Annotated in this window: 10 protein-coding genes; all 10 read left to right on the forward strand. The window is 33.6% G+C overall.

Translation table 11 applies throughout. The features are described 5' to 3' along the window. Positions 1 to 271 precede the first annotated feature (271 nt). The 10 genes from G4Y78_RS10930 to G4Y78_RS10975 all read left to right on the forward strand — a co-directional run bounded on the left by G4Y78_RS10930 (position 272) and on the right by G4Y78_RS10975 (position 12,353). Positions 272 to 1,630 carry a hypothetical protein gene (locus G4Y78_RS10930; RefSeq protein WP_163833052.1) on the forward strand — a complete coding sequence of 453 codons (1,359 nt, stop codon included), beginning with the start codon at positions 272 to 274 and terminating at the stop codon, positions 1,628 to 1,630. 34 nt (positions 1,631 to 1,664) lie between these two features. After that, complete coding sequence (locus tag G4Y78_RS10935) at positions 1,665 to 2,618, forward strand: Gfo/Idh/MocA family protein (RefSeq protein ID WP_163836443.1); 954 nt, start codon at positions 1,665 to 1,667, stop codon at positions 2,616 to 2,618. After that, entirely contained in the window at positions 2,615 to 3,208 is a 594-nt protein-coding gene (locus G4Y78_RS10940; protein WP_163833053.1) for an acyltransferase, read from the forward strand. Before G4Y78_RS10935 ends, G4Y78_RS10940 begins: the two co-directional genes overlap by 4 nt. Before the next feature lie 10 nt (positions 3,209 to 3,218). After that, complete coding sequence (locus G4Y78_RS10945; RefSeq protein WP_163833054.1) at positions 3,219 to 4,331, forward strand: DegT/DnrJ/EryC1/StrS family aminotransferase; 1,113 nt, start codon at positions 3,219 to 3,221, stop codon at positions 4,329 to 4,331. Positions 4,332 to 4,475: 144 nt separating this feature from the next. Continuing rightward, positions 4,476 to 5,801: a flippase gene (locus G4Y78_RS10950; protein WP_163833055.1), complete on the forward strand. Its 1,326-nt coding sequence runs from the start codon at positions 4,476 to 4,478 to the stop codon at positions 5,799 to 5,801. Then, positions 5,798 to 6,997: a glycosyltransferase gene (locus G4Y78_RS10955; RefSeq protein WP_163833056.1), complete on the forward strand. Its 1,200-nt coding sequence runs from the start codon at positions 5,798 to 5,800 to the stop codon at positions 6,995 to 6,997. Before G4Y78_RS10950 ends, G4Y78_RS10955 begins: the two co-directional genes overlap by 4 nt. Beyond that, on the forward strand, positions 6,997 to 8,907 hold the full coding sequence (gene asnB / locus G4Y78_RS10960; RefSeq protein ID WP_163833057.1) for an asparagine synthase (glutamine-hydrolyzing): 1,911 nt from the start codon (positions 6,997 to 6,999) through the stop codon (positions 8,905 to 8,907). The genes G4Y78_RS10955 and asnB overlap by 1 nt, the downstream gene beginning before the upstream one ends. Before the next feature lie 198 nt (positions 8,908 to 9,105). Then, the gene (locus tag G4Y78_RS10965; protein ID WP_163833058.1) at positions 9,106 to 10,230 is read left to right on the forward strand and encodes a glycosyltransferase; all 1,125 of its coding nucleotides are present in this window, start codon (positions 9,106 to 9,108) and stop codon (positions 10,228 to 10,230) included. A 53-nt stretch (positions 10,231 to 10,283) separates the two neighbouring features. Beyond that, positions 10,284 to 11,378, forward strand: a complete 1,095-nt coding sequence (locus tag G4Y78_RS10970; protein WP_163833059.1) for a glycosyltransferase family 4 protein — start codon at positions 10,284 to 10,286, stop codon at positions 11,376 to 11,378. A gap of 48 nt (positions 11,379 to 11,426) precedes the next feature. Beyond that, a complete protein-coding gene (locus G4Y78_RS10975; RefSeq protein ID WP_163833060.1) occupies positions 11,427 to 12,353 on the forward strand; it encodes a UDP-glucose 4-epimerase family protein in 927 nt (308 codons plus the stop codon). Positions 12,354 to 12,437: the final 84 nt, after the last annotated feature.

Here is a 12,437-nt window from a genome sequence, read left to right on the forward strand (position 1 = left end):
TATTGTTGACCAGTCATAGCTTGTTTAATAACCATCCTAAATAGGTGGATATAGATAGCTGTTGGCATATTGTATTGTTAACGAGCTGTATTTTGATAGTTTTTTATAACACACAAGCTGACATTAACATAGCGTTTATCAGGGTTTTGTTCAATTTTTTAAAAACCTTGATTGTAAAGTTCTCAGGAAATTAACTGTAAATCCTGGAGCGGTAGCGTGAGTTTAAACAATAACAATTTTTACTATAAAATTTTTGTAACCACTATTACAAATGTTGAGTAATTATCAATATTCTTTTAAAGAAAAATACTTAAATAATATTCTGATTTTATCAGTATTTTTCTGTGTTTTTTCAGTAGCTATCAGTGTTGATTTTTTTTGGGATAGCCATGTAAATGTGCTTTCTTTACCTGACCCTGTTTGGGACTATAGCGTAGCCTTTATATGGTCGTTAGTGATTCTAATATCTATACCACTGTGGCCTATCCAAGAAAAGCATAAACTACTTTTAATAATCTGTTGGATAGTTCGGATAGGATTAATATTGGGTTTTATGTTGTACTATGAGACTCATTATGGCAGTGGTCGGCTTGACGCTAAGACATACTTTCATAGAGGATTATTAGCTAATCCATTTGAAATGTTGGTTATTTCAGAAAGTGGGGCTGATCATATTATAGGCTTAGTGAGTCTACATAATAGAGTTTTTCCTGATTCCTACCACTCATTGAAAGTAACATGGTCTTTATGTGGATTAATAGGTATATATTTATTTTATCTGGCTTCAACCATAATATTAAGAAAAGATAGCAGCCTACTCTTTTTAATCTTAGGACTTTTTCCAAGTTTAACCTTTTGGAGTTCTATTGTTGGTAAAGATCCTTTAGTAATATTTGCAATAGGGATATATGCATATGGAGTAATCAAATTCTTTTTGCAAAAAAAAATAATATATTTTTTAATAATATTTTTTGGCGTTATTTTTTCTGGTTGGATCCGTATTTGGATGCCACTTATTATGCTAATTCCATTGTTTTCTTTTTGTTGTATAAAAATTGAAAATGTTAAAAAATTATTACTAATGCTTAGTGTTTTAGGAGCAATAATCGTAGCTTTATATTTTATTAATTTGGAAATGGGGCTTGTCAATTTAAACTTTGAGGTAACAGCCGGTAGTAGAACAATTGATCATATGGTTGGAAGAGTAGATAACATTTCCAAAGGTTGGGCTGAGGGTGGCTCTGCGAGAAAAATTGAGGGAGGAATAACAAATATAGTGGATGTATTATTGTTTATTCCAGTAGGTATGTTTGCTGCCTTATTTAAACCGTTGATCAGTGATTTAAGTAATATTTTTGGAATATTGGCTGGAGTTGAAAATACATTATTATTGATGTTTATAGTTGTTGGGTTGACAAAGTTAACTTTATTTAAAATTGTAAAGATAGAGTTTATCTGGATTGTATTGTTTATTATATGTTGGGCTGGATTATATGGGTTTGTATCATATCAAAATTTAGGGACTGCAACTAGATATAAGGCACAAGTGCTGCCATTTTTACTCATATTTACCTATCTGTTATATCAGTCAGCTTGTAATAAGGTTTGTTATGAACATGATAGTAAATAGGCCTAAGTTAAATTAAGTTGGTATTGATTTGAAAATGAAAAACTTCGCTCTTATTGGTGCTGCAGGCTATATAGCTCCTCGCCATATGAAAGCAATTAAAGAAACAAAAAATAATTTAGTTGCTGTTTTAGATCCAAATGATTCAGTAGGAATTATTGATAGCTATTTTTCTGAAGCAGACTTCTTTACAGAATTTGAGCGATTCGATCGGCACATTGATAAATTACATCGACGCAATCACCACAATCAAGTGCATTATGTTTCCATATGTTCACCAAATTATTTACATGACTCGCATATGCGTTTTGCTCTGCGGTCAGGGACTGATGCAATATGTGAAAAACCTTTGGTGTTGAATCCATGGAATATTGATGGATTAAAAGAAATTGAAAAAGATACTGGTCGTAAAATTAATACTATTCTTCAGTTACGCCTTCATCCAGCAATTATTAAATTAAAAGAGGAAATAGCTGAAAGCAATAAAAGCTCAAAATATGAGGTTGACTTAACTTATATTACTTCTCGAGGGAACTGGTATTTGCAGTCTTGGAAAGGTGATATAAAAAAATCGGGTGGCATTGCAACAAATATTGGTGTGCATTTTTATGATATGTTGCATTTTATATTTGGTGGGTTGCAAGAGGTTGTTGTACATCACAGCTCTGATACTAAAGCCGCAGGCTATTTAGAATATGAAAATGCTCGGGTGCGTTGGTTCCTTTCTGTAGATATTGAGGATGTACCTAGTGCAGTTAGAGCAGAAGGACAACGTACTTATCGTTCTATTACTATTAACAGTAAGGAAATTGAATTCTCTGGTGGGTTTACTGATCTACATACTCGAAGCTATGAAGAAATTATTGCAGGACGAGGTTTTGGTTTAGAAGAAAATAGAGTAGCAATTGAAACTGTCTCAAACATTCGTACTGCTGAACCTTTGGGGCTAAAAGGTGAGTATCACCCATTTTTAAGAAATATTCTGACATGATTTCAAAAAATAAATATACAGTGCATGAGAGTGCCATAATAGATGAAGGTGCTCAGATTGGTAATGGATCAAGAGTCTGGCATTTTGTACATGTATGTAGTGGAGCTAAAATAGGAAAGAGCGTTTCGCTTGGGCAAAATGTTTTCGTAGGAAATAAAGTCAATATAGGTGACCACTGTAAGATACAAAATAATGTATCTGTATATGATAATGTCACTCTGGAAGAAGGGGTCTTTTGTGGCCCGAGCATGGTGTTTACTAATGTCTATAATCCACGTGCACTAATAGAAAGAAAGTCCGAGTATCGTAATACTTTAATTAAAAAAGGTGCTACTTTAGGTGCAAACTGTACAATTGTTTGTGGGATAACAGTGGGTCAATTTGCATTTATAGGAGCAGGGACAGTTGTTAATAAAAATGTTCCTGACTTTTCACTTATGGTTGGTGTACCAGCAAAACAAATCGGCTGGATAAGTAAGTATGGAGAGCAATTAAACTTACCATTAGAAGGAGAAGGACTAGCCATTTGTCCGCATACAGGTGAAAAATACAAGCTATCAGGTAAACAAGTTTACATTGCTGAAGAGTAGGAAATCTATAATGCAATTTATTGACTTAGCCGCCCAGTATCAGAACTTAAAAGAACGTATTAATAATAGGATACAAGTAGTACTGGATCATGGTAAATATATTATGGGGCCTGAAGTACAGGAGCTTGAAGAAAGGTTGGCTGACTATGTTGGTGTAAAACACGTAGTGTCTTGTGCTAATGGAACAGATGCCCTTCAGCTTACAATGATGGTTTTGGGCATAAAAGAGGGAGATGCAGTATTTTGTCCAACATTTACTTTTTTTGCTTCTGCAGAAGTCATCGCTTTTGCTAAAGCTACACCTATATTTGTAGATGTAGAAGAAAAAACGTTCAATATCTGCCCTAAGAATTTAGAAAAACAAATTAAGCAGCTTATTTCTGACGGAAAACTTATACCCAAAGCAATCATTGCAGTTGATTTATTTGGGCTCCCTGCGAATTACCCTAAGATCAAGCGCATAGCTGATAAGTATCAATTAAAGATAATTGAGGATGCAGCTCAGGGCTTTGGTGGTGAAATAAAAGGCAGGAGGGCAGGAAGCTTCGCAGACATAGCAACCACCAGTTTTTTTCCTGCTAAACCTTTAGGTTGTTATGGAGATGGTGGAGCTGTTTTTACTAATAATGATGAGTATGCAGAACTATTAAGATCATTGCGAGTACATGGAAAGGGGCAAGATAAATATGACAATATTCATATTGGAGTGAATAGCCGGCTGGATACAATTCAAGCTGCAATTTTACTTGAGAAGTTAGCAATATTTCCCCAAGAGCTTGAAGCGCGGAATGAAGCTGCAGCTAAATACTCGTCCTTATTACAGAGTCATGTAATTACTCCTTCCGTTCCAGAGGGATATATGAGTAGCTGGGCACAATACACAGTGGTAGTAAATAGGCGTGATGAGTTGGTAGCCAAACTAAAAGAGAAAGGGATTCCAGCTGTTGTTTATTATGAAAAATGTATGCATCAGCAAACTGCATTTTCAGAATTAGTACATAAAGAAGGAGATTTTCCTGTTGCAGAAAGCCTAGCTAAACAGGTCTTAAGCCTTCCGATGCATCCGTACTTAACATTAAAAAATATAGGTAATATAATCGATGTCGTTAAGTCTACATCTTAAATCAAAAATACTTTTGATGATAATGTGAGTATCTACTCCTTATTTATAAGAAGAAGTAGATATGGTAAACAGTTTTAGATAAATAATTAGAATCTAGATTCAATCATTGTTTTTATATAGTTTTATTAGGATAGAGATATATTTATGATGCGAGGAGGGTTTCAACTAAATATACTGGGTACGGTAACACAACAAGTTGTAAGTCTTCTTATTAATTTGCTATCAATGGTATTGATAGCAAGATTGCTTGGTCCTCAATGTAATGGGGAGTATGCACTGGCATTATTTTTTCCGATGTTTTTAACAAATATACTAAGTTTAGGTATTCCTTCTGCAAATATATATTATATAAATAAAGATAAGGAAAACCCCTCTGTTGTATTCAAAACAACAGCATATGTATGGTTATATGTATCAATATTTGGACTTATAGTAAGCTCTGTTATTATTTATTTTATATTTGAAAAGATATTTCCTGAAGTTGAAAAAATTTATTTTTGGCTATCATTGGTGATATTTCCTGTTAGTTTGCTGAATGGTTTTATATTAAGTATTTTTCAAGCATTACAACGGTTTAGTGTATACAACTCAGTTTTACTTATTCAACCAATCTTGAATCTTCTACTATTAGTAGTATTTTTGTATATGGTAAATCAAGGAGTAAGGGGGGCCATCTTATCTTGGATTATCTCTTATACAATTACTGTAGTTGTTTCTCTATATTATATTTTAAAGGAAGTATCTTTTAAAAAGGAAAAAGCTAGTATAAGCTATTTCTATAAGGCTACTAAATATGGATACAAAGTTCATTTATGTAATATCCTTGCTTTTATCAATGAAAAAGTAGATACCGTGTTAATTGGTATATTAGTTGGTCCAGCTGCAACAGGCTTATATGTTATAGCAGCACAAATAACTCAGCGGTTATGGGTGCTGTCTACAGCTTGTAGCACAGTTCTATTTCCTAAGGCTGTAGAATCACATCAGAAAAATACAAAATTTACATTAACTCCAGTAATTTCTAGATGGGTTATGCTTTTGACTATTGTAGGAGCTGTAGGGGTATATTTTCTTGCAGATATTGCTATTAGTATACTCTTTGGGGAAGAGTATAAAAAAGCAGTTCTTTCAATCTATATTTTATTACCAGGGATAGTCTGTGGAGCAGTTTCTAGAGTACTTGCAAATGATATTAGTGCGCAAGGCTATCCTGAGCTAAACTTGTATAATGATGTATTTGCAGTACTTATAAACCTGATTTGTAATATTTTACTTATACCTATTTACGGAATAGATGGTGCAGCAGCAGCTACTTCAATATCATATTTTTTTAATGTTTCAGTTAGGCTATATATATACTCTAAGTTAACTAAGGTTAATATATTAGAACCAGTATGTTTTTCAAGTAATGACTTTGATTTTATCAAAACGCTCATAAATAAAATTATGTATAGAGTAAGAAAAAATTGAATATATTCATTATTCCATCCTGGTATCCAAGTTCCTCATCACAGATAACTGGTATATTTACAAAAGAGCAAGCATTAGCTATTGCTGAAATACAGAGTAATGCCAATGTTATAATAAGTCGATGGGGACAAAGTGAGGGAGAAATTTCTGTCAAGGAAATTTGGAAAATCTTTAATACTCTATCATGGTATTTTAAAGCTCAACATGGGCAATGGTCAAAAACAGGAAAAATATGGGAAGTATTGAACCCTTGTATAACATGGTCTAAACAGCTGCCACTTAACTGCATTAACTCAATAATTGAAGCAAATAGGAAAAACCTTTTAAGTGCCACTAATAAATTTGGTAAAATTGACATTATACACGCTCATGTAAGTTACCCTGCAGGTTTCGTTGCTGCCAAACTAAAAGAAGAATTTGGCATACCTTATGTATTAACTGAGCATATGAGCCCATTTCCATTTTCACCGTATTTAACACCTGATGGAAAATTAATTGATGAGTTACAAGAAAGTTTTGATAAAGCTGATAAGGTGGTTGCTGTTAGCCCCTCACTAAAGAAAAAAATTAATAAATTTAATATAAATAATGTTGTGTATGTGCCAAATGTTATAGATGAAAGAAGGTTTAATATATCCTCATCAAATAATAAGAAATTCATATTTTTCACTTTATGTAAGTTAACAGAACAGAAAGGAATTGATACTTTATTAACTGCTATTTCACTTTTGAGATTAAAAAATTCTAATATTTATTTTAGAATAGGAGGTGATGGACCTCTACGCAAAAAATTAATACACATGACAAAAACGTTAGGCATTGAGGATCAGGTTGAATGGTTAGGTGAAGTTACTCGTTCTCAGGCAAGTCAACAGTTTGGTGAATGCCATGCCTATGTTATGCCTTCAAGACACGAGACATTTGGTATTGTATTTGCCGAATCAATTGCGAGTGGTAAACCTGTTATTGCAACTCGTTGTGGAGGGCCTGAATGTATAGTTAATTCTGAAAATGGTATTCTGGTTGATATAGATGACCCTGAGCAGTTATCTGATGCAATGTATGAGTTATATAATAACTATCAGAATTATTCGCCTATAAAAATCCGACAAGACTTTGAGCAGAGATTTTCTAGGCGAGCAGTAGTTTCTCAACTCCATTCTATTTATTTAGACTTATTGAAAAGAAGTGTGTAATGTGTGGAATTATAGGTGGGTGGTTTAAGCGACTACCTAATTCATTTGAGTCAAGAGTTTCTAAATCACTTAACTCACTTCATCACCGAGGACCTAACGATAATGGTTATGAAGTATTTTCTAACGGCTCAAATGGAAATATTGTTTTAGGACATACTAGGCTATCTATAATTGACTTATCTTCTGCTGGACATCAGCCAATGCACTCGGTTGATGGGCGCTACGTAATTATTTTTAACGGAGAAATATATAATTATAAGGAGCTTAGAAGTGAGCTTAAATTTCAAGGACAGCGATTTTTAACTCAAACTGATACAGAAGTATTATTATATGCTTGGATTAGATGGAAAAAAGATGTTTTAAGTCGTTTGAAAGGCATGTTTGCCTTTGTGGTATATGATAAGTACGAAAATATACTAACTTGTGTGCGTGATGCATTTGGTGTTAAGCCTTTTTTCATTAGTTTAACTAATGACTTTTTTGTTTTTTCATCTGAAATAAAAACCTTAAGCCATTTAACTTCTAACCCTTTTACTCCAAATTATCAGCGGGCCTATGATTATTTGGTGTTTGGAGAATACGATGATCAAGAAAAAACTTTTTTTAACGAAGTGAGTCATTTATTACCGGGTCATTGCTTAGTGTTTGATTTGAATAAGTCAGAAATTATTGTTAATCAGCGATGGTGGTGGCCAAGTATTAAAGAAAATAATCAATTATCGTTTAAAGAGGCTGCAGTTAAACTTAGAGAAAAATTTTTACATAATGTTGAGCTACATTTAAGGAGTGATGTTTCTATTGGTGCTGCTCTTTCTGGTGGATTAGATTCATCTGCTGTTGTTTGTGCCATGCGATATCTTGAGCCTAATATGCCAATACATACTTTTTGTTATGTAGCAAGAGGTTCTAATGTTAATGAAGAAGTGTGGGCAGATAAAGTTAATGATTTTATTGGAGCTATACCTCATAAAATAGTTGTTAGTGCTGATGAGTTAGCAAGTGATCTTGATGATATGATTTTAAGTCAAGGTGAGCCATTTGGTAGTACTAGTATCTATGCTCAATATCGAGTGTTTAAAGAGGCTGCAAGTAATAATATAACAGTGACTTTAGATGGACAGGGGGCAGATGAATTATTAGCTGGTTATAATGGATACCCCGGCCATCGAATGAGAAGTCTCACTGAAGAGTTGAAACTTAGTAAAGTATTTTCATTTGCCTATAATTGGGCAAAATTTCCAGGCCGTTCTCAGAAAAAAGCATGGTTGTCGTTATTGAATACCTTTTTTACTAACCCTACTTTGAGACGATACGCTTTGAAACTCATTGGTGTTAGTTCTATTCCAAACTGGCTCGACTCAGAATGTTTAGCTTATTACAGTGTTCATCAAAAACAGCGTTTTTCAGAGTTTAGCACTGAAGGAAAAGGAAGGAGAGTTATAGAGGTATTAAGACACTCATTAACTTTTCAAGGTTTGCCTGCTCTTATGAGGCATGCAGACCGTAATTCTATGCATTGGTCGATTGAAAGCCGAGTACCATTTTTAACGGTAGATATGGCTGAGTTTCTTTTATCATTGCCAGAAGAATACTTGATTTCAAATGAGGGAGAAACTAAGAGTATTTTTAGAGAAGCCATGCGCGGTATTGTTCCTGATGAAATACTGGATAGAAAAGATAAAGTTGGCTTTGCTACACCGGAAAAAGATTGGTTGGAACTATTACGACAGAAAGTAATAACATGGTTAAATTTTGCAGACAATATTCCGTTTATTGATAAAAGTCTGGCACTAAAAGAAGTAGCTCAAATTTTAGATGGACAAAAGCCTTTTTCGTATCAAGCTTGGCGGTTAATTAATTATTGTAGATGGTTTCAGTTACATCAGGAAATGTTAAATTTAAAATCTTAGTGATTTAATATAGTTTAAAACTGATATGTGTGCTTATTATTTGAGTTTTTGGTTTTACTTTTTTGAAATTATGTTAGCGATAATTTTTAGTTGTAATTTTTTAATATATTAATTTGGTTGTCTTTTGAATAAGCATTGAATTCGGTTTAAATAGTGTAGATGCTTGTCATGATATAATGAAATTTCAGAGAGCTGAGAGTGAAAAACGGGTATAAAATAAAGGTACTACATGCTGCTTCATTATTAAGGCCACCTGCTGGTATTTTAAACCAAATGCAATGGGAACAAGAAGCTGCCTATGAGCTAGGGCTGGCATGGGACGTTAGATTGTATTGTCCAGTACATTCAACTTCAAAGAAAGACATAACTGTCTTTGATGAAAGTGTTGACTTTAAATCATTAACAAAAGTAACTAGTAAACTAAAAGCCTGGGTACAATGCAGGAAAAATTATTATCGCTGGCTAATGTCTCTAGTAAATGAGTATGATATTTTTGTACTACGATATTATGTACATGATCCATTTCAATATTGGTTTGTTAAAAATAGCCCAAAACCGATATATTTTGTCAATCATACTTTAGAAGTTCCCGAGTTAGCTTTATCTGGTGGTATTTCAGGTTTTATCCGCTCAAGTTGTGAGCGATTGCTTGGTAAATATACCTTGAGTAATGCGGAAGGGGTCATAGGAGTAACTAATGAAATTATTGAATATGAAAAGCAACGATCAGGAAAAAATAGCAATATAAATTTATTAGCCTATCCAAATGGGATTGTATTTAACAATGATGAAATAATTGATAAGCGCAGTGAAATACCTGAAATTTTGTTTGTGGCATCTTATTTTGATTCATGGCATGGATTAGATTTATTATTAGATAATCTAAAGTCAAATAAGGATAAGTTTGTTCTTCATTTAGTTGGAGAACTTAGTGATCGTGACTTAGAAATATCAAAAACAGACCCAAGGGTTATTTTACACGGGAAACTTTCACATAAAGAAATTAAAGAGTTATCTGAAAAAGCTTGGGTTGGACTTTCTTCTTTTGCTTTAAATAGAAAGAAAATGAAGGAAGCATGCACACTCAAAGTTAGAGAGTATTTAATGCTTGGCCTACCTGTTTTTGCAGGCTATAGGGACGTCTTTGGTGATGACTTTCCTTTTTATATGGATGGTAAGCCATGTATTAAAAACATTTTATCTTTTGGGCATGATATGAGAAAGGCTTCTAAAAGTGCAGTTGCATCTGCTTCTCGAAAATATATTGATAAGAAAATCCTGCTTACAAAACTATTCTCTGAACTTGAGAACGTTGTTAACTAATAAAGTGCTATTATGATCATTTTTTACTTGGTATTTTTATAGGCATTAAAAAATTGAAAATTGTATATGTGCTAACTCGATCTGATGTTATAGGTGGTGCAAGTGTCCATCTGCTCGATTTGGCTGGTTATGCTATTCAACAAGGTTATCAGGTCACAGTAATTGTTGGTGGCATAGGTGTTTTTAATCAAAAAGCAAATGAAAAAGGCATTACCTGCATTTCTTCAAAATATCTGGTTAGATCTATTCACCCTGTAAAAGATGTTTTGGCATTCTTTGAGCTTAAAAGATTAATTTTATCTTTAGCTCCAGATATAGTGCATTTGCATTCCACAAAAGCGGGTGTAATTGGTAGGCTTGTTTCTAGGCGCTTGGGCATTCCTGCTATATTTACAGCTCATGGTTGGGCATTTACTGAGGGGGTATCTTTATTTCGTGCCAAACTATACCAACAGGTTGAGCGATTGCTATCTCGATTATCAAGTAAAATAATTGCTGTTTCTGGTTATGATAAAAACTTGGCAGTAGAAAATAAAGTTGCATCTACTGATCATATTGAAGTCGTTCATAATGGTGTGCCAAATATAGCCTATAAAAATATTAGGCATCAACAAAATAGTTGTAAACTAATTATGGTTGCTAGATTTGATCAACCCAAAAATCACAAAGATTTAATTACAGCTATATCTCAAATTTCTGATTTACCCTGGCAGTTAGAGTTAGTTGGTTCTGGTCCGTTATTATCAGAAGTAAAACAGTATACAAAGAAGCTTGGTATAGAGCATCGAGTAATATTTTCTGGTGAATGTCATGATGTTGCTAAAAGAATATCACAAGCAGATGTATTTCTTTTGATTTCAAACTGGGAGGGATTACCATTAACGATCATTGAAGCAATGCGTGGTAGACTTCCAGTTATTGCTTCCAATGTTGGTGGTGTTCCAGAGCTAGTTATTGATAATGAAACGGGATATCTTGTGGATCGCAAGGATATCAATAAGATAGTGGCTACTTTATCAGATTTAATACAGTCTAAAGATAAAAGAGTTAAGTTTGGTGAGTTGGGTTATCAGCGGTATCTTCGTTTTTTTACAGCCGATCAAATGTATCAAAAAACCTTTAAAATATATCATGAAGCCATCAATTAGTTCAATCTCTATATTTTAAAGCTACTGTGTAGTATGAATTGACTGCTTATGACCAATAAAGTATTAGTAACCGGTGCAAATGGTTTTATTGGCAAGAATGTTTACTCCTTACTTTTAAATAAGTCTTCTATAAATGTTAGAGCTGCTTATAGAAAAAACAATTCTAGTGGTATCTGCGTAGGTAATATTAATGGCGATACAAACTGGTGTGAGGCGCTCCAAGATGTTGATGTGGTAATACACACAGCAGCTCGTGTTCATGTACTAAAAGAGCAGGAAGAAAATCCTTTATCAACATTCCGTACTGTAAATGTTGAGGGCACACTTAATTTAGCAAGGCAAGCAGCAGCTAATAATGTCAAGCGCTTTATATTTATTAGCTCAATTGGTGTCAATGGTATTAACTCTAGTAATACTCCATTAACAGAGAAAGATATTCCAACTCCTCACTCAAATTATGCAATTTCAAAGTTTGAGGCGGAGCAGGGTTTAAGAGCAATTGAAAAAGAAACAGGGTTGGAAGTAGTCATTATTCGCCCCCCTTTAGTCTATGGACCAGGTGCACCAGGGAATATTGCTCGATTTATTAAGCTTTTAAATAAAGGGTATCCTTTGCCTTTTGGCAGGGTTGAAAACCTGCGTAGTTTGATTGCAATAGATAACCTAGTAGACTTTATTATCAAGTGTATTGATCACCCAAAAGCTGCTGGTGAGTTATTTTTGATTAGTGATGATTTTGATATTTCTACTGCTCAGTTAATTTTATATATTGCCAAAGCGTTAAATAAAAGTATTAGACTATTATCTATACCTAGGTGGTGTTTGCGTTTTGGATTGTTGCTATTAAGAAAAAAATCATTATACCAACAACTATGTGGTTCTCTTCAAATAGACATCACTAAAGCAAAAACACTTCTTGATTGGAAGCCTCCTGTTAGTATGGATGTGGCTGTTACAAGGTCAGTAAGACTATAGTTTGAAATATTGAGTGTAAGTTGTTACAAGCTTTTTACTTAACAAGTATTCGTATAATTCATAAAAAACATTTCTATTAATAAT

Source organism: Spartinivicinus ruber (genome assembly GCF_011009015.1).
Lineage (GTDB): Bacteria > Pseudomonadota > Gammaproteobacteria > Pseudomonadales > Zooshikellaceae > Spartinivicinus > Spartinivicinus ruber.

Bases quoted from the DNA above. Each gene is read 5' to 3' on its own strand.
- G4Y78_RS10950 (WP_163833055.1), top strand. From the start codon at position 4,476: ATGATGCGAGGAGGGTTTCAACTAAATATACTGGGTACGGTAACACAA.
- G4Y78_RS10930 (WP_163833052.1), top strand. From the start codon at position 272: ATGTTGAGTAATTATCAATATTCTTTTAAAGAAAAATACTTAAATAAT.
- G4Y78_RS10945 (WP_163833054.1), top strand. From the start codon at position 3,219: ATGCAATTTATTGACTTAGCCGCCCAGTATCAGAACTTAAAAGAACGT.
- G4Y78_RS10975 (WP_163833060.1), top strand. From the start codon at position 11,427: ATGACCAATAAAGTATTAGTAACCGGTGCAAATGGTTTTATTGGCAAG.
- asnB (WP_163833057.1), top strand. From the start codon at position 6,997: ATGTGTGGAATTATAGGTGGGTGGTTTAAGCGACTACCTAATTCATTT.
- G4Y78_RS10940 (WP_163833053.1), top strand. From the start codon at position 2,615: ATGATTTCAAAAAATAAATATACAGTGCATGAGAGTGCCATAATAGAT.
- G4Y78_RS10935 (WP_163836443.1), top strand. From the start codon at position 1,665: ATGAAAAACTTCGCTCTTATTGGTGCTGCAGGCTATATAGCTCCTCGC.